19 protein-coding genes and 1 riboswitch are annotated in these 23,993 nt (G+C 31.0%); of the genes, 2 read left to right on the top strand and 17 right to left on the bottom strand.

Going from position 1 to position 23,993, the window contains the following annotated elements; all coding sequences use genetic code 11:
- Positions 1-43: 43 nt before the first annotated feature.
- Positions 44-667 carry a hypothetical protein gene (locus tag L3B98_RS00530; RefSeq protein ID WP_238915150.1) on the top strand — a complete coding sequence of 208 codons (624 nt, stop codon included), beginning with the start codon at positions 44-46 and terminating at the stop codon, positions 665-667.
- Positions 668-867: 200 nt separating this feature from the next.
- Here L3B98_RS00530 and thiE read toward each other — a convergent pair whose 3' ends face one another.
- The 13 genes from thiE to L3B98_RS00465 all read right to left on the bottom strand — a co-directional run bounded on the left by thiE (position 868) and on the right by L3B98_RS00465 (position 16,960).
- Positions 868-1,497, bottom strand: coding sequence for a thiamine phosphate synthase (gene thiE, locus L3B98_RS00525; RefSeq protein WP_238915149.1), 630 nt, complete (start codon positions 1,495-1,497; stop codon positions 868-870).
- Between the two features lie 33 nt (positions 1,498-1,530).
- Positions 1,531-2,361: a hydroxyethylthiazole kinase gene (gene thiM / locus L3B98_RS00520; protein ID WP_238915148.1), complete on the bottom strand. Its 831-nt coding sequence runs from the start codon at positions 2,359-2,361 to the stop codon at positions 1,531-1,533.
- Between the two features lie 214 nt (positions 2,362-2,575).
- Positions 2,576-3,886, bottom strand: coding sequence for a phosphomethylpyrimidine synthase ThiC (gene thiC / locus L3B98_RS00515; RefSeq protein WP_238915147.1), 1,311 nt, complete (start codon positions 3,884-3,886; stop codon positions 2,576-2,578).
- Between the two features lie 81 nt (positions 3,887-3,967).
- On the bottom strand, positions 3,968-4,792 hold the full coding sequence (gene thiD, locus L3B98_RS00510; RefSeq protein ID WP_015390943.1) for a bifunctional hydroxymethylpyrimidine kinase/phosphomethylpyrimidine kinase: 825 nt from the start codon (positions 4,790-4,792) through the stop codon (positions 3,968-3,970).
- Between the two features lie 29 nt (positions 4,793-4,821).
- Complete coding sequence (gene thiW / locus L3B98_RS00505; RefSeq protein ID WP_238915146.1) at positions 4,822-5,355, bottom strand: energy coupling factor transporter S component ThiW; 534 nt, start codon at positions 5,353-5,355, stop codon at positions 4,822-4,824.
- A 163-nt stretch (positions 5,356-5,518) separates the two neighbouring features.
- Positions 5,519-5,629, bottom strand: a riboswitch (TPP riboswitch).
- A gap of 120 nt (positions 5,630-5,749) precedes the next feature.
- On the bottom strand, positions 5,750-6,946 hold the full coding sequence (locus L3B98_RS00500) for a 4Fe-4S binding protein (protein ID WP_238915145.1): 1,197 nt from the start codon (positions 6,944-6,946) through the stop codon (positions 5,750-5,752).
- Positions 6,947-7,340: 394 nt separating this feature from the next.
- A complete protein-coding gene (locus L3B98_RS00495) occupies positions 7,341-9,437 on the bottom strand; it encodes an FMN-binding protein (RefSeq protein WP_238915144.1) in 2,097 nt (698 codons plus the stop codon).
- Between the two features lie 76 nt (positions 9,438-9,513).
- On the bottom strand, positions 9,514-10,530 hold the full coding sequence (locus L3B98_RS00490) for an FAD:protein FMN transferase (protein WP_238915143.1): 1,017 nt from the start codon (positions 10,528-10,530) through the stop codon (positions 9,514-9,516).
- Positions 10,531-10,790: 260 nt separating this feature from the next.
- A complete protein-coding gene (locus L3B98_RS00485; RefSeq protein ID WP_015390937.1) occupies positions 10,791-12,323 on the bottom strand; it encodes a HAMP domain-containing sensor histidine kinase in 1,533 nt (510 codons plus the stop codon).
- Positions 12,320-13,009, bottom strand: coding sequence for a response regulator transcription factor (locus tag L3B98_RS00480; protein WP_238915142.1), 690 nt, complete (start codon positions 13,007-13,009; stop codon positions 12,320-12,322). Before L3B98_RS00480 ends, L3B98_RS00485 begins: the two co-directional genes overlap by 4 nt.
- 222 nt (positions 13,010-13,231) lie before the next feature.
- Positions 13,232-14,107 carry an L-serine ammonia-lyase, iron-sulfur-dependent, subunit alpha gene (gene sdaAA / locus L3B98_RS00475; RefSeq protein WP_077366748.1) on the bottom strand — a complete coding sequence of 292 codons (876 nt, stop codon included), beginning with the start codon at positions 14,105-14,107 and terminating at the stop codon, positions 13,232-13,234.
- 116 nt (positions 14,108-14,223) lie between these two features.
- A complete protein-coding gene (gene sdaAB, locus L3B98_RS00470) occupies positions 14,224-14,901 on the bottom strand; it encodes an L-serine ammonia-lyase, iron-sulfur-dependent subunit beta (RefSeq protein WP_077360654.1) in 678 nt (225 codons plus the stop codon).
- A gap of 337 nt (positions 14,902-15,238) precedes the next feature.
- The gene (locus tag L3B98_RS00465) at positions 15,239-16,960 is read right to left on the bottom strand and encodes a methyl-accepting chemotaxis protein (RefSeq protein ID WP_238915141.1); all 1,722 of its coding nucleotides are present in this window, start codon (positions 16,958-16,960) and stop codon (positions 15,239-15,241) included.
- 208 nt (positions 16,961-17,168) lie between these two features.
- Between L3B98_RS00465 and L3B98_RS00460 the strand changes: the two genes are divergently transcribed.
- Positions 17,169-18,176, top strand: coding sequence for a LacI family DNA-binding transcriptional regulator (locus tag L3B98_RS00460; protein ID WP_238915140.1), 1,008 nt, complete (start codon positions 17,169-17,171; stop codon positions 18,174-18,176).
- A 61-nt stretch (positions 18,177-18,237) separates the two neighbouring features.
- Here L3B98_RS00460 and L3B98_RS00455 read toward each other — a convergent pair whose 3' ends face one another.
- From L3B98_RS00455 to L3B98_RS00440, 4 genes are all read right to left on the bottom strand, one after another.
- Positions 18,238-20,322, bottom strand: a complete 2,085-nt coding sequence (locus L3B98_RS00455; protein WP_238915139.1) for a beta-galactosidase — start codon at positions 20,320-20,322, stop codon at positions 18,238-18,240.
- Between the two features lie 128 nt (positions 20,323-20,450).
- Complete coding sequence (locus tag L3B98_RS00450; RefSeq protein WP_238915138.1) at positions 20,451-21,284, bottom strand: carbohydrate ABC transporter permease; 834 nt, start codon at positions 21,282-21,284, stop codon at positions 20,451-20,453.
- Positions 21,277-22,170 carry a sugar ABC transporter permease gene (locus L3B98_RS00445; protein ID WP_238915137.1) on the bottom strand — a complete coding sequence of 298 codons (894 nt, stop codon included), beginning with the start codon at positions 22,168-22,170 and terminating at the stop codon, positions 21,277-21,279. The genes L3B98_RS00450 and L3B98_RS00445 overlap by 8 nt, the downstream gene beginning before the upstream one ends.
- Before the next feature lie 108 nt (positions 22,171-22,278).
- Complete coding sequence (locus tag L3B98_RS00440; protein ID WP_238915136.1) at positions 22,279-23,595, bottom strand: extracellular solute-binding protein; 1,317 nt, start codon at positions 23,593-23,595, stop codon at positions 22,279-22,281.
- Positions 23,596-23,993: the final 398 nt, after the last annotated feature.

Here is a 23,993-nt window from a genome sequence, read left to right as displayed (position 1 = left end):
TATGAAATTTATTTAAATTATTCACTTGTTGGAGGCAGTCATTATGTTTCAAAACTATGAACTATTATTTATTGTTGGAACTTTAGGCACTATAATTTCTTTTTGTATTTTGCTTATTAGTATGGCAAAAGGGATTAAAGGCTTAAGAATTCTATCTGGCATTTTAATATGCATTTTTGTTATGACATTTTCTGGCGGTATCGCTTTAGGATATAATAATTATGAAAAAACAAAGAAAAATGTAAAAGCAACTGATAAAGTTGAGGAAATTCCCAAAGTAACAAGTGGTGCTATAACTGATCCAATTGTTATAACAGAAAAATCTTTTACTGAAGATGATTCTTACTACTATAGTGAATTTGAAATTAGAAATAATACATCACTTGAAATATCAAAAATTTCATATCATATAGCTTTTACTGATAAATTTACGCAAGCAGGTCTTGCTCATGATGAACATTTATTTCTTCTTGATTCAGTAATTCCTCCAAAGAAGACAGTAGTAAAAAATTATATTCGCAAAAAATATTATGATAATAAAAAAACAGGTTCTAGTAATCCAAAACTAGCTAAAATTCAAGATATTGTTTGCTATGTAAATGTTAATGGACAAGAACAGACTTTTAAGCTTGACGATTTAAAAGCTCTTGGAAATAATATAAAATAATTCATAGATGTTTAATCGATAAGCAAATTACTTAAAATATTTTTGGTAAAACCTGAAAGTTTAAATTTATAACACTTGTTAACCACAAATAAAGAGCTAGCAAAAAACAATTTTAAATTGTTTTTCCTTAGCTCTTATTTTATTTACACTACAAAAATTATCAATATTTCTATCTCTAAATAAATTACCACTACAGAATTCTATATATTAGTGAACATATTTTTTATATCTTTTGTTGCTTGAGCAATATCTTTTTGAGCAATGATAGCAGATACTATTGCAAGTCCATCAATCCCTATTCCTTCAAAATCTTTAACTCTTCCTTTATTTATGCCACCAATTACTACTATAGGAATAGATACATTATTTCTTATTTTTTCTAGTTCCTCTATACTTGTATGTTTTGCATCTTTTTTAGTTCCAGTTGAATACATTGCACCAACTCCTAAATAATCTGCACCATCCTTTTGTGCTTTCAATGCTTCTTCTAGATTACCAGTTGAAACGCCAATAATCTTGTCTTCTCCTAGAATTTTTCTAACAATTGTCAAGGGTAAATCACTTTGTCCTACATGTACCCCTGCTGCATCAACTGCTTGAGCAATGTCTAATCTATCATTGATTAATAATGGCACCTTATATTTATCAGTAATCTCCTTAACTTTAACTGCTGTATTATAAAAATCAAGGGAAGAGCAGTCCTTTTCTCTTAATTGAACTAAGGTACACCCTCCTATAATTGCCTGTTCTACAGCCTCTTCCAAAGTTTCTGTACTCATTAAATCTCTATCCGTTACAAGATAAATGCTATAATCTATTTGGGGCTTCATAAATTTTCCCTCCTCATATATGTCTTTATTATTTTATAGTTCTTTAGCTTTAGCCATCTCTCCAATTATTTCTAAGTTTAAATTGCTTATAGCATCTATAATTGCAATATGGAAACTTCCTGCTCCTACTTGGCCTGCCTTTTCAAATGCCATTTCTCCAGCTATCCCCATAGATATTATTCCAGAAACTGCAGATAAAAAATAATCTGTTCCAGCACCACAATATGCACCTACTAATGCAGTTGTCATGCATCCTGTTCCTGTGACATTTGCAAGCATTTTATGCCCATTCTCAATAATTACACCCCTTTTTCCATCAGCAATAATATCAGTTACTCCTGTTATTGCAACTGTACAATTAAGAATAATAGCCAATTCTTCAGCAACCTTTGCCCCTTCTTCATTGGCAGCATTAATATCTGCTTCTGATGCATCTACTCCCTTTGTAGTTGCTTGTAAGCCTGCTATAAACTTAATTTCAGACATATTTCCACGCAAAACACTTACTTTTACTTCTTCTAATATTCTCTTGGTAGTTGCATTTCTAAATTCAGATGCACCTGCTCCAACTGGATCAAATACAACTGGAATATTTAATTCATTAGCTTTCTTACCTGAAGCAATCATAGCTTCAATTGTTCTTTCATTTAAAGTGCCAATATTAATTACAAGTGCAGAAGAAATACTTGTAATATCTGCTGCTTCTCTTATATCATCCGCCATGATTGGCGATGCCCCTAAAGCAAGTAAGATATTGGCACAATCATTTACTGTAACATAATTAGTTATATTATGTACAAGCGGCTTCTTATTTTTAACCTCTTCTAATAACTTTCCTATTTCTTCAACTATTTTATTTTCCATAAATACTTTAGTAGGACAATAGCTTATAATTTCACCTGCCTACTAAACTCACCTCCATTTTATTAATTGTCAATGATCAGTGATCAATGCGAAAAATTTGATGATTAATTATCAATGATAATAAAAAATTTCAATGTTCAATTATCACTGCCGCAATACTCTATCGTCAAGGCTCAACTCATAACTCCTAACTAAATTACCTAACTCATACCTCTTAACTCTCAACTTTTAACTGAACTACCTCTCCATTTAATATCTTATTAGTAGTTCGTACTGCACACATTTTTCCACACATAGAACAACTATGCTGATCTTCTGGTGGTATACTTTCAAAGTATTCCCTTGCTTTCTTTCCATCAATGGCAATCTTAAACATACCTTCCCAATCAAGCTTTTGACGTGCATCTGCCATAGCATTATCTCTATCTCTTGAGCCTGGAATACCATTAGCAATATCTGCTGCATGAGCTGCAATCTTTGATGCAATAATACCTTCTCTAACATCTGATAAATCCGGTAGTCTCAAATGTTCCGCAGGTGTTACATAGCAAAGGAAATTTGCACCATGAGTTGCTGCAATAGCACCTCCAATTGCTGAGGTAATATGATCATAACCTGGAGCAATATCTGTAACAAGAGGCCCTAATACATAAAATGGTGCTCCATGACATAATCTCTTTTCAATTTGCATATTTGCTGCAATTTCATTCATAGCCATATGTCCAGGTCCTTCAATCATAACTTGGACATCCTTTTCCCAAGCCCTCTTCGTTAACAAGCCTAATTCTATAAGTTCTGTGATTTGCCCAGCATCTGTTGAATCATCAAGACACCCTGGTCTCATTGCATCTCCTAAACTTATTGTCACATCATATGCTCTTAGGATTTCTAATAACTCATCATAATATTCATAAAATGGATTTTCATTACCTGTCATCTCCATCCATGCAAATAACAAGGAACCCCCACGAGAAACAATATTTAATCTTCTCTTATCTTCCTTAAATAGTGAGACAGTTCTCTTATTTATCCCAGCATGAATGGTAACAAAATCAACTCCTGCCTTTGCATGTGCTAAAACTACATCAAGAAAATCCTTAGCCTTTATATCCATTAAATCTTTTTCAAGGTATCCAATTGCATCGTACATTGGTACTGTTCCTATCATTGCTGGAGAATATTCAATAAGCTTTTCTCTAAATTCTTGAGTCTTCCCATAATTACTCAAATCCATTATTGCTTCTGCTCCAAATTCTATTGCCATTTTTACTTTTTCCATTTCTCTGCAATAATCAACTGAGTCTCCTGAAATACCAAGGTTAACATTTATTTTTGTTCTAAGACCATCCCCAATTCCTTCTGGGCTAAGTGATTTATGATTAATATTAGCTGGAATTACAATTTTGCCTTCTGCTATAAGCTTCATTAATTTTTCTTCTGAAATATTTTCTTTATCAGCAACTACCTTCATTTCTTTAGTTAGCATACCTTTTTTAGCAGCTTCCATTTGTGTTTTATAATTCATTTTTCAACTCTCCTTAAATCTCATTTTAATATTTAAACTATTACCTAAACCAACTCTTACTTTAACAAAACAATAAATTTTTTATGAGTTCTTGTTTTCGCTTTGTGCTTTTTCTAAAAGTGTATAAAGTTCATAAAAATGATTAGTAGGCCCAACACCTTTCCCAAGTTCAAAACCATGCTCTATAGCTACTGTTATATATCTTTTACCTTCTTTGACAGCCTCCTCCATAGTCATACCCTTTGCTAAATTTGCTGCTATAGCTGAGGATAATGTGCAGCCAGTTCCATGAGTGTGAATTGTATTTATTCTTTCTTGTGGTAAAAATACAAAACTTTCTCCATCAAATAATAAATCAGTAGCTTCATTTTCTAAATGTCCACCTTTAACTAAGACTGCTTGTGGTCCAAGTTCCTTTAGCTTTAAAGCTGCTTCCTTCATTTCTTCTATATTATTTATTTTTAGCCCTAAAATTTCTTCTGCTTCTGGTAAATTTGGAGTTATTAAAACAGCCAAAGGAAATAATTCTTTAACCAAAGTGTCTTTAGCATCCTTTGATAGCAAATTGAATCCACTTTTAGAAATCATAACAGGATCTAATACTATTGGCGGTAATTTTTCAATTTTCCTCAAGGCTTTTGAAATAGCTTTAATTGATTCAATCTTTGAAACCATGCCTATCTTTACAGCATCAACTCTTATGTCCTCAAAAATAACATCTATTTGTGATTCTATCATTTCTGGATTTATGTCTTGAATACCAAAAACCCCCATAGTATTTTGAGCTGTTACAGCTGTAATAACACTCATTCCATAAACTCCATTAGCTGAAAAAGATTTTAAATCTGCCTGAATTCCTGCACCTCCGCAAGTATCTGAACCTGCAATAGTCAATGCTCTAAACATAAAATCATCCTTTCTCCTCATTAAATTATTTAAATGTGATCCACGCTATGTTTTTCATCAGATGGTACTTCATTATTTATAAGTATTTTCTTTATTATAGGAATATTTACAAAGAAATATGCTATAATTGCTCCAACACTGCAGCTTGATATAAATGGAATTACATATACAAATACTGCTACTTGCTTTCCTAAAATTAATGCTGCTACTGGATACGCTAATATTGCTCCTAATATTCCTGTACCAATTATTTCTCCAACCACTGCTATACTTGGCTTTCTAAATTTCTTATAAAGAATTCCAGCAAGGAATGCACCAACCATACTTCCCGGGAATGCTAATAAACTTCCTGTCCCCATAATATTTCTTATAATGGATGTAATAAATGCATTTGCAACTGCATACATTGGTCCTAAGGTCACTGCGCCAACCACATTTACAAAATGTTGAATTGGCGAGATTTTAGCTGCTCCAACTGGTATAGAAAAGGTTCCAAATATAACAGAGATACCAATTAAAACACCACTTAATGCAATTTTCTGTGCTTTACTTTTTTCTTTCATAAAAAATTCCTCCTTAAAAATCAATGAAATGATATTTGTGAAATTAAATTTTATAAAATTCTTTATAGATTTTATAATTGATTAACTTTAAGAAGTTATTATTTTAAACAAAAAAAATGTATCCCAAGGGATACATTAAATTATCTGCAAAAATATATGCACAAAAAACATCAATATACTTCCCTACGTTGGTACTAGCCAAATCAGGTTATAAGAGTCCAGGAAATCAATCTTTCCAATCTCAGCTAAAATATTAGCTCCCCTAGTTATTCAATTATAAAATTTTCATTCACAGCTTAAAGATTATACCAATCCTTATAAAACGTCAAGTAATATTTAATAGAAAAAGTGCTCCATCTTACAAAAATTAGCACTTTTTCTTATATTAACATTGTTATTTTGCTTGGCTCAGAGCATTCGCAACAGCACTCATTATTCCTTTTGAACTATAAGTTGCTCCTGAAACTGTATCTACTGCTGTTGACTGCTTCGAAATTATACTGTTCATTATAGTACTTTCAACTCTTTGATAAAATTTTGGAGTATCTTGATTAGATACTGTTTTTATATCAGTTATTTTTCCACCTGACACTGTAACTGAAACTTTAGTTATTCCTCCTCTATAGCCTTCTCCACTTTCTGTATAAGTTCCATCTTTATATTTTTGTGAAGAACTCTCTGATACTGATGAACTTTGAGTTGCATTACTCGATATTGTGCTATTATTTGATATTATTCCAGAATTACTTAACGCCTCTGCACCAAAATTAGTTAACCCATAAGCCCCTAACATTGCAGCCATTGCAACAGAACCAGCTAAATTTTGATTTACATCTTGACCTAGAATATTTATGTTAGCATTTTTTCTTGGGCACACTTCTGTACACTTTAAACAGTTAATACAATCGCCACCCTTAACACCATCTACCTTATAAAGGTTTAATCCCATAGAACAATTAATAGTGCAAGCTCTGCATTTGCCACAATCTGCTTTTGGTTTGTTTATTTTTACTATTCCAAATTTAGATATTATGGAAAATATTGCACCTAATGGACATAAGTATCTACAGAAAAATCTTTCAATAAAGGCTGCTCCTATTGTTATTAATATTAAGAGAATTAATCCTATTAGCAAAATTGAAAATAAAGTTGAAACATCAGTTATTTGCCCAAAAGCATCCCAAGGACTTGTACTTTCTAATATACTGCTTCCAAATGTCCATGAAAGAATTATTATAAATAGTAATATTACATACTTTGCATATTTTAATATTGAATCAACTTTTTCATCAACTTTATATTTCCCTTTAAAAACTTTTTTTGATAAGTAATATATTAAATCATTATATGCTCCAAAAGCACATATCCATCCGCAAAACCATCTTCCCATAACTATAGTTAATAGCATAACCACTACAAACTCCACTAAACTTGGAAATGCTTGAAGAAAGTTAAAATTACCATTAATAATCATTTGATAAACTGTTTTTACCTCACTAAACGTCATTGCATAAATTCCAGGCATTATTAGAAACATAATTAACTGTATAACATGCCTTAATACTTGAGATTTTTTTATTTTTTTACCCATATCTTTTTCTCCTTTTTAAACCTAATCTTTTATAAAAAATGAAATTATTCTTCTAAATTTTATAGGACAAAATAATTCCCATTTCTGTTTTTACATTTACTTATATAAATGCTTTAATTATTTCACTTTCTAAATTGTAACAAATGAGTCTTAGCATACCCTTAATGCTAGCTTAGAATTTGCTGAGAAAATTCGACATTCACTTAGTACATAAATAGTTGAAAAACTTATTCACAACTATCTAATATTTCAACATAAATATTGGCAAAAAATAAATACATTTGTGTATAACAGAAAATTTATCATGGTTCTGCATAACACAAATGTATTTATTTCAGTAATTTAACTCTAAATTTTATCTTCTACATTTTATATCTTTAAAACTAAGACATCCTTATTTTGCTTGACTTAAAGCATTTTGAACAGCCTCAATTATTCCTCTGCTGCTATATGTTGCTCCTGAAACTGTATCTACACTCCCTGATTGCTTCGAAATCACACTATTCGTTATAGTCCCTATAGCTCTATTATAATATTTTGAAGTATCCTCATTAGATACAGTTTTTACGCCTGTTATTTTTCCACCTGCAATAGTAACAGAAATTTTAGTTGTTCCTCCAAAGCCTGATCCAGTTCCTGTATATGTACCATCCTTATATTGGCTAGTGCTATTATTTTTACTTGTGTTAGCATTGCTATTAGCACTCGTACTTCCTTGACTACTAGTTGAATTTGATGAAGTACTTTTTTGAACTGGTGGTTGTGCTGAAACATTTTGATTAGCCACTGGTGGAGGTGTCATCGGTTCACTGTTAGCTGTATTATTGGAAGATGAGCTTGAACTTGTACTTCCTTGACTTGCTTTTGCAGTTGAAGTATTATTACTTGAAGCTGCTCCCCCAGCTTGACTAAGTGCATTTTTAACTGCACTTATAATTCCATTTGAACTAAAAGTTGCACCTGAAACTGTATCTACATTAGCTGATTGAGTTGATATTATATTTCCCATTATGCTGTTTGAAGCCTTTTGATAAAACTCTGGAGTATCTTCATTGGATAAAGTTTTTACATTAGTTATTTTTCCATTAGCAATAGTAACAGAAACTTTAGTTACTCCTCCAAAGCCTTGTCCAGTTCCAGTATATGTCCCATCCTTATATGTTTTTGAAGTATTATCTGTAGCTGTTGTCTTTGTATTATTTGTTGAAGCTGGGGCTGCACTCTCTGCTCCGCTTGGAGCTGCATTTTCCCCTGTAGCTATTGTATTATCATTACTAGAAGTAGCACTATCTGAACCTGAAACAGTGGCTTGACCCAATGCATCCTTCACTGCTTCTATTATTCCCTTAGAACTATAAGTAGCTCCTGATACTGCGTTAACTTGTGCTGTTTGATTAGAAATTATCCCCTTAGAGATTGTTCCAAAAGCTCTACTATAATAATCTGGAGTATCTTGATTTGATATAGTTTCTATGTTTGTTATTTTCCCATCTACTATTGTTACAGATACTTTAGTTGTTCCTCCAAAGCCATGTCCAGTTCCTGTATATGTTCCATCTTTATATTTTTGTGATGAATTATCTGAAGCTGATCCCAATGAAGCATCACTTAAAATAGCACTTTCATTTGATATAATTCCTGCTTTAGTTAGTGCATCAACTCCAAAGTTTGTAATCCCATATGCACCTAACATTGTTGTCATTGCTAATGATCCTGCTAAGCTTTGATTTACGTCTTGGCCAAGAATATTTATATTTGCATTTCTTCTAGGACACACTTCTGTACACTTTAAACAATTAATGCAATCTCCACCTTTAGCATAATCGCCTTTATAAAGGTTTAATCCCATAGAACAATTCATTGTACATGCTCTACATTTTCCACAATCAGCTTTAGGCTTATTAATTTTCACAATTCCAACTTTAGATATTATTGAAAATACAGCACCTAAAGGACATAAATATCTACAAAAAAATCTTTCTATAAATGCAGCTCCAATTGTAATTAAAACTAAAAGGATTAATCCAATAAGTAAGTTATTCACTATAGTTGATACATTAGTAATCTGCCCAAAAACATCCCAAGGACTTGTACTTTCCAAAATACTGCTTCCAAAGGTCCATGAAACAATTATTATAAATAATAATATTACATACTTTGCATATTTCAATATAGAGTCAGCTTTTTCATCTATTTTAAATTTTCCTTTAAATACTTTTTTAGCTATAAAATATATTAAATCATTATAAGCTCCAAAGGCACAAATCCATCCACAGAACCATCTTCCTATTAAAATTGTTACTAGCATTACAGCTACAAATTCAATTAAACTTGGAAACGCCTGAAGAAAATTAAAATTTCCTTCAATAATCATTTTATATACCGTTTTTGTTTCATTAAAGGTCATTGCATAAAGACCTGGTAATGCAAAAAACATAATTAATTGCACTATATGCCTTAAAACCTGAGATTTCTTAATTTTTTTAGCCATCTTTGTTTCTCCTTCTTAACTTTATCCTTTTCCACAATCTTTACTTAAAATATCAACTTTATTAACAACTAACTGTTTATTTATCTATTAAGGTAAATTCTTCATTTGTTAACATAAAAATTTCTTTAACACCTGAGGTCATATAAACCTTTTTATCCTCTGTAACAAGTATTGCATCTACTCCTCTAACTGCTTCTATAATATTTAAAGCTTTATCTACTCCAAGAATATAAACACCTGTTGATAACCCATCACCATCTATTGAATTATCAGATATAATAGTTGCACTTATAATTTTGCTTTCTGATGGATATCCAGTTTTAGGATCAATTATATGATGAAATCTCTTCCCATCTTTCATAAAATATCTTTCATAATTTCCAGAGGTAACAATTGATTTATTTTCAACATCTAATATTCCTAAAAAATCTCCTCTAGAATTAAATGGATTTTGAATACCAACTTTCCAAGGAGTCTTATCTTGTTTGCATCCCAACGCAAAAATATTTCCTCCTAGGTCAATTAAGGCACTTTTTATTTTACGTTTTAAAAATATATCACGAGCTTCATCAGCTGCAAAACCTTTTGCAATTCCTCCAACATCCAAAGCTTGCTTCTTTTGCTTTAACATTATCGAGTGTTTATTTTCATCTAAAAGCACATCCTTATAATTTACAAGCTCCATAGCAGTTATTATTTCAGCCTCTTCCGGTATTTTTTCTTCTTTTGTTCCTATACTCCAAAGCTTAACCAATGGCCTTATTGTAGGATCAAAGGTTCCCTCTAAAATTTTGCTATATTCTAAAGCCTTTTTAATGACAAAATAAGTATCATAGCTTACCCTTTCAGCTTTGTTTCCAGCACTAACGGTTATTTTTGATATTTCACTTTCTTCTTTAAAAGCTGACATTTTATCATCAATATCATTTAATCTTTCAAGTACTTCATCTACTGCCTTTTCAGCATTCCTTCCAATTGCTCTTAAATTTATTAAAGTTCCAAGTGCATAACTACTCTTTATATACTCATGTTTTTCATACTTTCCAGTAATAAATACAGAAATTAAAATAAATAGTATAACTGCAGAAAACATTATTAATAAAATGCTTGTTATATCTATGATAATCACACTCCTTTATGTCTCTTAATTTCCTCACTAGCTAAATTATAGCAATTAACTCTTAATTTATCCTTAGCATAAGCTTAGAATTTGCTGAGAAAAGTCATAACAGTTTTTTTGAACACCAGGTATAAAAAAAGAAGGATAATAGTCTTCTTTCACTATTATCCTTCCCTTAAAAACTTATTAAGTGATTCTTATATTTTTTAACCAACTACAACTAATATTTTTACTTAATTTTCTGTTTTAAGATAAACAGTAAATGTGGTTCCAACCTCCAACTGACTTTCTACCTTTATTTTTCCATTGTTACTATCTATTATGGCTTTTACTATAGAAAGTCCAAGCCCATATCCTCCATGTTCCCGAGATCTATGAGTTTCGCTTCTAAAAAATCTATCATATATTTTTTTAATATCCTTCTCTGGTATTCCTGTCCCATTATCACATATCTTTAATACTGCAAATCTTTGATTTTCAAATATTCCAAAATCAGTAGCTATAGTAATACTCCCTTTAGTCTTATCTGTATGCAGAACAGCATTTTGTGTTAAATTGAATATGACTTGCTTTATTTGATCTTTGTTTATAATAGCATATATATCCTCTTTTAAATCAAACTGCAGTTTCCTATTTTCACAAAGCACTTGAAGTTGAGGTTGAATTTCTTGTATCAATCCATTAATATCTTCCTCTTTCATTTCTACAACAGGCTTTTTATCAAGCTTTGTTAAAATTAAAAGGTCATTGACTAACTTTGTTAGCCTTTCACTTTCCATCAATATACTATTTAAAGCTAGATCTAATTGATCTTTATTTTTAGCTGCGCCTCTTAATAAGACTTCAACAAATCCATGAATCGAAGTCAATGGAGTCCGAAGTTCATGAGATGCATCTGATACAAAACTTCTCATCTTTTCCTTAATAAGTTGTTCCTTTTCAAATGATTCTTCTATCCTTGAAAGCATAATATTAAAGGATTTTGCTAATCTATCTATTTCAAATTGGCCATTCTTCTCTTCAAGCCTTGTATGAAGATCCGTTACCTCTATACCTTCAACCGTATTAGTTATTTTGTATAGGGGCTTTAAAGTCCTATTAAAAATTGCAGTTCCCATTATTATACCTATTATTAGTATAAAAATTGACAAAGTGCTATCTACATATAACTGTTTAAGCAATATGTCTTTTATATCTTGTATTGGAGTACTTAATTGAATTAAGCCTGAAGGTGAAGAAAGGTCACCAACCTTTATCCATACTACCATTTGATAATTATTATCTTCATCTTTTAAAGTTTTATATTCATGTTCTAAATTACCTGATTTATTCAAAAGACTACTATATTCATCTTTGGAAAGCATAGGTACCTTTAACCTTTTAAAAGATTTTTCATCTATTTCCTTGTTATCCTCATCACCATCATTATCATCTTTTTTGGTTATATCCTCTAAATTGCTGTATATTAATTCTCCATTTTTATTAATTAGTGAAGCTCTAATATTTTTACTTGCTACTCTATTTAAAATCTCCATTGCTTCTGTTTTTGTGATAGTATTTAAATCTTCTTTTGATAACTTACTAAAATCTAAATTATGAAATCTTTGTTGTAATACTTGCCTCTTATCTTCACATAGATACTTTTCCATACTTATAGATTGAAAAATCCCCATTGTAATTAATAAAATAACTAATATAATCATTAAGCTAAATAACAATTGCCACTTTAAGCTATTTATTTTAAACTTATTTTTCAACCTCTTCATTGTGCCACCATTTTATACCCAACACCACGAACAGTCTTGATAATATTGTGCTCATTATCTTCAATCTTATCACGGAGATATCTTATATATACCTCAACAATATTTTCCTCTCCATTGAAATCATATCCCCATACTTTTTCTAGTATGAGAGCTTTACTTAATGCAATTCCATTATTTATTAGTAAAAATCTTAATAAATTATACTGAGTTGGGGGCAATTCTAATGTATTCCCACAATATGTAATTTCATGTGCACCATCATCAATAGAAAATTCACCTATATGTACAATATCGTCTAATTCTGGATAGCTATTTCTAATTCTAGCATTAATACGCGCTAAAAGTTCTTTAAAACTAAAAGGCTTTGCCATATAATCATCTGCCCCAATATCTAGTCCCTTAACCCTATCATCAACATCATCTCTAGCTGTAAGCATAATAACTGATGTTTTAATCAATCTTTTAAGCCTTGAACACACTTCATATCCATCCATTCCAGGCAGCATAATATCTAGTATTACTATATGTGGATTTATTTCTTCAGCTAATTTAATGGCCTCATTCCCATCAAAAGCAGAATATACTATATACCCCTCTGATTCTAAACCCATTTTAATAAAATCAATTATACTTTTTTCATCATCTACTACAAGAATAGTAATTTGGCCTTTTGTTAATGGATTCATATTTTTTCTTCCCTTTCATAAACAGTTTATAATTTCATATTTTTTTCTTTAAGCCTTCTCCTGTTTTCTCCTGTTGAACTTTTACATTTTCCCCTAGGCATTTCTCTTTTAGACTTACATCATTAATTTACAATTAGACACTTATATTGATAATTGTTCATTCATCATAAATGTTAATAATTGATAATTTATCATCGAAAATTGACAATTGATCATTTTGTGCTATTTCCCGAACACCTGCTCTTTAAGTCTTAACCCTTCTTTAGTTACAGCTACGCCTCCCAAAGCTGTTTCTTTAAGAGCTTCTGGTAAGCATTTTCCCACTTTGTACATTGCACTTACTGCATCATCAAAAGGAATCTTTGATACTACTCCTGCCATTACCATATCTACTGTACAAAGAGCAGTTATAGCACCTTGAGCATTCCTTTTAGCACAAGGAATTTCAACAAGTCCAGCAACTGGATCACATACAAGCCCTAAAACATTTTTAAGAATTATTGCTGCTGCATCTAAACTCATCTTTGGAGTTCCTCCCATCATTTCAACAACAGCTGCTGTTCCCATAGCAGAAGCCGAACCACATTCTGCCTGACAGCCTCCCTCAGCTCCTGATAAGGTTGCATTTTGACCAATTATCATACCAACGGCAGCAGCAGCAAATAGACCTTTTACAAGTTCATCCTCATTTAAATTAAGTTGCTTTCCTGCACTTAAAATTACTGCTGGCAAAATCCCACAAGAGCCAGCTGTAGGACATGCAACAATTTTTCCCATAGATGCATTTACTTCTGCAGAAGAAAGAGCCATTGCCATTGCCATTGTAGTCACACCACCAGTAAGCGTCTTTCCCTTTTGAGCATAATTGTATAATTTATATCCATCACCACCGATTAAACCGCTAACCGAATAAACTTCTTTCTCCATCCCTTCATTTGCTGCTGACATCATAACTTTTAAATTTTTTCTCATCTTTTCTATTACTTCTTCTCTGTTTGCGTCACTTTCTTCCATCTCACATATTATGGCATATTCGCTCAATGAAATATTATGTTTTTCACAAATCTCTAATAATTCTACTCCCGACCTTGCTATCATAAAAAATTCCTCACTTTCTTCTTCCAACTGTAAACTCTTAATTCCTAACTTTAAACTATAAGCTGCTAGCTCCTAACTGTAAATTGCCCACAGGGTACCCTAAAGGGCATAAACTGTTAACTGATCACCGCTGGGCTGATTGAAATCACATTATTTACTAACTCTATCTTCCTAATCTCTTCAATTAATTCATCACTTAATTTATTGTCCATTTCACAAATCATCATAGCTTCTTCACCTTTTTGATGTCTAAAAACTCTCATAAATGCAACATTAATATTTTCACTGTAAAGTAACCTTGTTACACTATTTATGCATCCAGGAGCATCCTTATGGGCCACAATTATTGTTTCATACATTCCTGTAAAATCAACCTCATTATCATTAACTTCTATAATTTTAATATTTCCTCCACCAATAGATGAGCCTGTAACCTCACAGTGATTGCCTTTTACTGTTCTCATAACAAATTTAACTGTATTAGGGTGGACATCTCCTAAATCAGCTTCTTTAAATAAAAATTTAATTCCGCTTTCTCTTGCTATATCAATAGAATTTCTAAGTCTCTCATCACTTGGTTCCATTCCTAAAATTCCTGCAATTAGTGCCCTGTCTGTTCCATGACCTTTATAGGTTTTTGCAAATGATCCATGTAATAAAAATGTTACTTCTATTATATCTTCACCAGCAATACTTCTAGCAATTTTCCCAAGTCTTGCAGCTCCTGCTGTATGTGAACTTGATGGTCCTATCATAATAGGACCTAAAATATCAAAAACTCCAATTTTTTTCATTCTTACTCCTCTTTCTTAAACCCTTACAATTTCAATATATAGTTTTAATTAATATTATAAATTTCAATCAAAAAAATTCTATTCTTTCTTCTGACTTTTTCCTATAGAGCCTTCATCCTTAATTGAACATTGCTCTTTAGAACCTGCATATTACTATTTTTATATTAATTAAACCATAATATAATAAATTTTAATATATTTTATTATGAAATTTATTATATTTAATACAAAGCTATTTTCACTAATTGTAAATTGATAATTGCACATTGACAATAAAAAAGAACAACAGTAGTTTACTTTCTCCTACTATTGTTCCCTCATAAGCATATTATTAATATTAAATCCTAAACTTTTGAACTATTTCATTAAGTCTTTGTGCAAGTTCTGCTTGCCCTTGTACTGTTGACGCCACCTGTTCTAAGCCTTGCGTAGTTTCATTCATACTTTCTTTTATTTTCAGAGCGTGTTCAGTGGATTTTTGAGTTGTTCCTGCCATATTTTGAATTGCTTCGCTTACTTGTCCAACAGTTGCAGTAACTTCTTCTGACATAGCCGCAATCTCCTCTGACATATTACTTACAAATTCAGAATCCTCATAGTATTGAGTCCCCGTCTTTTCATAAGCTTCAAATTGTTTATTTACATCCTTATCAATAAATTCTAAAATATCACTTCCAGTATCGATGCTCCTCTTAAAAGCAGCCTGTACTTTAACGATAGTCTCCTGAATATTTTGTACTGCTCCTGAAGATTCCTCTGCAAGTGTTCTAACCTCTTCTGCAACAACTGCAAAACCTTTTCCCATTTCTCCTGCTCTGGCAGCTTCTATTGCTGCATTTAGTGCCAGCAAATTAGTTTGTTCTGATATTTCAGCTATAGTTCCTGCCATAACTCTTATATTATCTACAACTTTACCTTCTTCAATAACTTTCGCCATTCTTTGTTGTTTCTCATCCGATACTTCTTTAGATTCTTTCAAAGCTTTTTGACTATCATTTTTAACTTGTACTGCTCTTTCTTTAGCAGAATTTGCATTACCACTTCCATCCATAGCTTTTTGTGAAAGTACAGAGATACTTGAATCAACCTCTTGGATAGATGCACTTATTTCTTCTGCTCCTGCACTGGCTTCTTCCATATTTCGAGCAATATTATTTACAGCTTCGTCAACACTAACTGCCTTTGATGATAATTCCTGCACCGTTGCTGAAAGCTCTTCTGATGAAGCACTTAAATTTTGAGAATTATCAAGGATAGTCTTAATCAGTTCTTTAATATTACCTTGTGCCTTAAGTAAAGAACCATACGTTTGTCCAAATTCATCACCTCGGATTACCTTAGATTCATATGATAAATCATAATCAGCAAGTTTTTCTCCAAGTAATCTCATTCTTTGTAGTGGCTTATTTATATCACTTGATAATATTAATCCTATTACAATAGCTAATATAAGCCCAACAACACTCAATATAACCATAGTAGTATTTGCAGCTGTATAAATTGAAACAATATTATCATTTGCATCACTAGATTCTTTTAAATTTACTTCTATTAATTTATCTAAATAATCAAACAGATTATCTGTAATTTTCGGTATATCTTTATATTGCTCAGCAGCTCCAGCATACTGGCCTGCATCTATAAGTTTGATGGTATTTCCCCTTACTATACTGTACTGGTTTAATTGACTATTAAATTGTTCAAATAATTCATTTTCATCATTATCTTTAGGCAAATCTTTTAACTGAGCTATATATTTGTCATTTTCTGCATTATTATCTTCAATACTTTTTTCCAATTTAGCCTTTATATCTGAATCTTTTTCATCTTTTAAGTTTATTAAATCTGCTAAATTACTCTTTATCTCAGTTAAATTTTGTTTCATATCCGTTAACATATAAACACCTTGTAAATTTTGGCTATACATCTTTTTTGCATTTTCTCCTACATTTTTAAGCGAAATAATTCCTACTCCACCTACTATGCCAATTAGCAACGCAACAATCAAAAATGCTATAATTAATTTTATCCTTACCTTTACATTTTTTAATATATTCATTTGTTATCGCTTCTTTCTATAATAAATTTAATTATTAACAATTGTTTCAACTCATAATTTGATTAAGCATACCTTTTGTAATAGGTACTTTAAAAATTAATATAATTATTTTCTATATCTTAAAATATTGCTGAACCAGTGATACTCAGCTATACTAGTATTATCACCATTATTCATATAGTGAATATACAATAGGGAGGATTTTCAATTGGCTACTATAAAAGAAATTGCATCTCTTGCAGAAGTTTCTATAGCAACAGTTTCTCGAGTTCTAAATTTTGATGAAACCTTAAATGTTAGCAATGCAACAAGAGAAAAAATCTTAAAAATTGCAGATGAACTTGAATATGTACCTTTAAAAGCTAAAAAAACTAAAAATAAACTTTGTAAGGATGTTGGCATAATTTATTGGTACAATTACCAAGAAGAATTAGAAGATCCATATTATTTATCAATAAGGTTAGCTGCTGAAAAAAAATGCAATGAAAATAACCTTAACTTAGTAAAATTAACTGAAAACAGTTCTATTGATGATATTAGCAAAGTAAATGGAATAATTGCCATTGGAAAATTTAATTCAGATACCATAGAGAAATTATCCAATGGAAACGAAAATATAATTTTTGTAGATTTTTCTCCAAATGAAAATAAATTTGATTCTGTGATAGTAGATATGGGAAGAGCAACAGCAAAAGCCTTAAACTACTTATATGAATTAGGACATAGAAAAATAGGCTTTATTGGCAATAAAAACTCTGACAACCTATCTACTGAAGATATATATGCAGATGAAAGATCAATTGAATATAAAGAATTCATGCTTAAAAATAACATTTTTAATCCAAACTACATATATATAACAGAAAAATATACCTTTAAAGCTGGCTATAAGCTTATGCTTAAAGCTTTAGAATCGGATGATAGACCAACTGCATTTTTTCTTGGAAATGACTCTATGGCTATTGGAGCATATAAAGCTATTTCAGAAGCTAATCTATCAATCCCTAATGATATTAGTGTTATAGGCTTTAATGACCAGCCAAGTGCTAAATATATGATTCCAGCTTTAACAACTGTACGAATTCCAGGAGAATATTTAGCTGGTGCTGCTGTTGATTTATTACTTGAAAATCTAACTTCAAATAGAAATTATAATAAAAAAGTCATTATCCCAACAGAATTTAAAATAAGAGAAAGCTGTAAGAGAATAAAATAATAAAAAATAGTCTACGTAACTTTCAAATATAGAAGATGCATAGACTATTTTATATTTTTAATTAATTATCTTTCTTTAATATTTTAAATCCATATTTATTTAAAATAACTTCATTTCCTACTTTTGCATCCATCACTATGTCTGTGTATTCATCATTTCCTAATGAAACTTTTTTCTCTTCTTCACTAAAATTCATGATAAATATATATTTATTATCCTTGCTACAGCGCATTTGAGCAGTAACCCCTTCTGGCAACTCTGCATCAATTACACTCTTGATATTCAAATCACAAATAAGCTTTGAGTAAAAATCCTTGTTAAAAGTATGTTCTGTTCTAGCTGCTATATAATATGCTTTTCCTTTACCATAACTATTTACTGTTAATGCAGGCATATCTGCATAGAAATCATTTTTATATACGCCAAGAACTTCTGCTGTTTCTGCATGAATCAAATCGCAGTAATCACTTACTTTATAGCTAGTTTTTAACCCCTCTATTTTTTTGCCGTTAACTTCTATGTAATTTGCTTCATCATCATATAGTGAATCTATCTCTTCTGACCAAATTCCTGTAACTTCTCTTAATGGTCCAGGGAATCCGCCTAAGAAACAGAGATCATTTTCATCCACAATACCACTAAAATAAGTAGTTACAAAAGTTCCTCCATTTTTTACAAATTCGTTAATTTGTTCTGCAACTCCAAGACGTATCATATAAAGCATTGGAGCAATTACAAGTTTATATTTTGATAAATCACATTCCATATTAATAACATCTACTGGAATTCCCTTCTCCCAGAACACTTTATAAGCTTCTTGACAACTTTCTGCATAACCTTTTTTGTATTTCTTTAAGCCTTGTGCATCATCAATTGCCCATCTGTTTTCAACATCATATATTACTGCCACTTCTGGCTTTACAGTAGAACCTTGAATTTCCTTTATTTTATTTAAAAGTTCTCCAACTTCAGATACTTCTCTAAATACTCTAGTATTTTCATGTCCACAGTGATCTACTACAGCACCGTGAAATTTTTCTGAAGCACCTCTTCCTTTTCTCCATTGAAAATATAAAACTGAATCTGCTCCATGAGCTAAGCCTTGTAGTGATGACAATAAATGCATTCCTGGGCGTTTTAGTTTATTAGTATCATGCCAATTTACTAGACTTGGAGTACTTTCCATAACTAAAAATGGCTGGCCACCTTTCAGTGTTCTATATATATCGTGCACAAAACCCACATTTGCTGCTAAATCTGCAGTACTTTCAAAATCATTATGCCATGCAGGATAATTATCCCAAGAAGCCACATCTACTTCTTTTGCAAATTTCCAATAATCTAATCCTATAAATAACTCCATATGAGGATAATTTCCCATGAAGTTAGCTGTTACAGGTATATTAGGAGTAAGCTGTCTTATAGGTGCAATTTCATTTTTATAAAAGTCTATTGTTTGATCAGTAACAAATCTCTTCCAATCTAAATTATGTCCATGAACGAATATTTCACCTTTTTCAGATGGACTTTCTATTTGAGACCAACTGGTAAATTTATGACTCCAAAAACCAGTCCACCATGCTTCATTTAACTTTTCTAAATCATTATCGTATTTTTTCTTTAGCCAATTTCTGAAAGCTTCCTGGCAAAGTTCACAGTGACATTCTCCTCCGTACTCATTAGAAATATGCCACATTATTAGAGCTGGATGATCTTTATACCTTTTAGCTAAAATCTCATTAATTGCATAAGTTTTGCTTCTATATACGGGGGAAGTGAAACAATGATTATGCCTTTGGCCATGAAGATTTTTGCTTCTATCACCATTAACTCTTAAAACTTCTGGATATTTTTCAGACATCCATGCAGGCCTTGCGCCACTTGGCGTAGCTAAAATTACATGGATATTATTTGCTGCCATATCATCCATGATTTTATCTAGCCACTCAAAGGTATATTTACCTTCCTCTTGCTCAATGGCACTCCATCCAAAAATATTTATAGAAACACAATTGCAATTTGCAAGCTTCATAAGCCTAACATCTTCTTTTAATATTTCAGGATAGTTTAACCATTGATCAGGATTATAATCTCCACCATGCAATAATCCCTTTACCTTATTAATCCCTTTGAATTCTTCCTTCATGAGCTTTCCTCCTAAACTTTAAACTATAAACCTTGAACTGTGAACTAAATCAAATTCTCCACCAACAACTGTAACCTGAAAATTGTAAACTGAGAACTGAATCAATCTCCTCAACTGTAAACTGTAAACTACTTAATAGATCCTGTCATTCCAGCAACAAAGTGCTTTTGCATTACAAAGAATACTAGTGCTGTTGGTAAAGTTGTAATTACTATAGCAATCATAATTAATCCATAATCAGGTGAATAACTTGATGCTAATTTTGAAATTGTAAGTAAAACAGTCCATTTTTCTGGTGATTGTAATCCAATTAATGGCCATAAATATGCATTCCATGCACCCATAAAGGTAATAATTGCTGCTGCTGCATAAGTTGTTTTCATAGTTGGGCAGAATATTTTAAGAAAAATTCCAACTTCACCTAACCCATCAATTCTTGCTGCTTCTAAGATTTCTTTTGGAAAGTTTTTTGTATTTTGTCTAAAAAAGAAAATTAAAAATGCAGTACAAACACTAGGTAAAACTATAGCTCCCATTGTATTTACAGCTACAAATCCTAATGGTGAATTTTTTAAGCTTGAAAATAGTTTAAATAATGGAATCATTATAGCTGAAAATGGAACCATCATAGATAAAAGTAAAACTGTAAATACTCTATCTCTAGCCTTTGTTCTAAATATTTCAAAACCATAACCTGCTATAGAGGATACAATCAATGCAAGAATAGTTGTTATAATTGCAATTTTTCCTGAATTAATTAATGAAGTAATAAAGCCTAAATCTGGCTTTAATAAATTGTTTATATTTTCCATAAAGCTGCTTCCAAAGGATAATTTTCCTCTTGTTACATCAACTGATTTATTTGTAGCACTTACAATCATCCAAAAAAATGGAAATATGGAAATAAAAGATGCTACACATAGAAATATATATTTAATTGCCTTATTAAATTTGTTAGTCATTTTTATCGCCTCCTATTTTAAATTGAATTATGGCTAATATTATTACCATAACAACAATTAAATAAGCTACTGCTGTTGCATATCCAAAGTCTGGTGTGTACGTAAAGCATAAATCGTAAATGTATTTAGAAATGGTAGTGGTTGCATTTGCTGGACCACCCTTTGTAATATTCATAATTTCATCAAATAGCTGTAATGTACCAATTGTTGAAGTAATTGTTGTAAATAAGATTATAGGTTTTAATAATGGTATTGTTATAGCTGTAAATTTCTTAAATGGAGATGCTCCATCAATATCAGCTGCTTCATAAATTGAATAATCAATATTTTGTAAGCCTGATAAATAAAAGATCATGTTATAGCCTGTCCATCTCCAAGTAATTGCAATAATTATTAAAACTTTAGCCCAAACTGGATGTGTAAGCCATTCTATTGGAGCTCCAATTAAATGAAGGCCCATAAGCATTTTATTAACTAAGCCATCTGATGCAAATATACTCTTGATAATAACTGAATATCCAACCAAAGATGCTACACATGGTAAGAAAATTGCAGTTCTGAAAAATCCACTAAATTTTAAAGTTCTATCATTAAGAACTGATGAAATAATAAGTGCTAAAATAATCATTACTGGAACTTGAACTATCAAATAAATAAATGTATTACTAACTGCTTTAATTAACGTTGCATCAGAAAACATCCTCACATAATTATCTAATCCACTAAACTTTAAATTGTTTCCTTTTCCTGATTGTAGGGACATAATTAACGATTGAACCATTGGATAAAATACCAATAATCCTATTAAAAATGTACCACCTGCTATGAAAACCCATCCCCACATATTTTCCTTACTGTTGAGTCCCGCATGGTTGTTTCGTTTCATTTCTTTATCAACTCCTATTATTTATAAAGACCATTTGCTAAATAATCTTTTAAAACTTTAACAAACAGTCTTTATAAAATCTCATTTTCTATTATATTTAACTTATTATTATTTGCTTACAGCAGCTTCTGCTTGCTTTTGTGTATTCTTAAGTGTTGCATCAATATCTGCTCCACCTACGATAGCTTGCATACCTTCTGACATAACGCTTTCTAATTGATATGTGTAAAGACCATAGTTTACAGCTGGAACTTTAGTAGTCCATAATGCCATGTCTTTGTATACTTCTTGATTACCATAGAATTCTAATGGCTTACTGTAATTTGCACTTGAACTTGCTGATTTTAATGTACTTACTAAACCAATTGCTGGAACTAAATCATTCATTAAATCATTATCTGATGCAAAAGTAGTTGCTAAGAAATCTGCAGCTAAATCTGAGTTACCAACTTTATCTAATACATACCAGCTACTACCACCACTATTTGATGAATTTACTGATTTAGCATTTGCACCTAATCTTGGAATAGCTGTTACTGCCCATTTACCTTTTTGATCATCTGCTTTTTGTATTGAAGAAGAAATCCAACATCCACTTGGTACTGATGCAACGTCACCTTTTTGGAATGCTGCTAAGAAGTTATCCCATCCAGAAACTTGTTTAGTAATACCTGCATCAACCATTTGTTTGTATATTTGAACTGATTGTTTTAATGCTTCATTACCATCAATATTTACTGTCTTACCATCTTCTTTTACATACCATGAACCTGCTGATTGCATCATGATTCTAAGTTGATTTAAATCACTTGGATCAATAGTAAGCATTGCTTTTCCAGTTTTAGCTTTTACTGCTTTACCAATTTCTATGTATTTTTCCCAAGTAAGATCTTTCATATCTTCTTTCTTATATCCTGCTTGTTCAATTAAATCTGTTCTATAGAATAATGCTGCTACACCACTATCAAATGGTACACCATAGAATTTACTTCCATCTGACATAACATTTAATTTGTAATCTGCAAATTTAGTTTTATCAACTTTACCACTTAAATCTTTAATTTCACCTGGATAAGATTGTAGATAGTTTTGAATTCTATAATCTTCAATTAATACTACATTTGGAAGACCATCGTATGTACCTGATGAAAGACTTGTATTTAATTTTTGTACTACATCAGCTTGAGCCATATTTACAACATCTATTGTTACATCTGGATGATTTTTTAAGTATTTTTCTTTTGCCATATTTACAGCCTTAATATTGAAAGTATCATCCCATGCCCAAACTGTGATTTTTTTATCATCTTTACCTTTGTTTGCTGTTGATCCAGCATTTCCACTTGGTGCTGATGATCCACATGCCATTAAGCTAACTGCCATCATACCAGTTACAACTGCAGCCATGATCTTTTTAAGTTTCATAAATTTTTCCCCCTTGAAATTAAAATTAATTAATTAGTAGTTTTCTTGTTTATGTTTACATTATAACATCCGCTTCTTTGTAAACGTTATGATATAATTTATATTAATTTGTCATAATTTTATACGTTTTCAAAATATAATTGTTATTTTTTTATGCTTTTGTACTTTTTTAATATTAATATTAATATATACGAGTCATAATTCATAATTTAGTACAAAATTACTTCACAATTATGAATGTTAATCCAAAAATCTACAAATTTTTGCTATTAGGTACAATAAAAAAATAAGTAGCACATTGTGTTTAATTGTTTCATTAGGAATCATTTATTAAATCCCTAGAAACAAAAACACAATAGGTTACTTATTTCAATAAGTTATTTATTAATCTTATTTTT

This window comes from Clostridium sp. YIM B02555 (assembly GCF_022320955.1).
Taxonomy (GTDB): Bacteria; Bacillota; Clostridia; order Clostridiales; family Clostridiaceae; genus Clostridium; species Clostridium saccharoperbutylacetonicum.
This window is presented reverse-complemented; position numbering and strand designations above follow the sequence as displayed.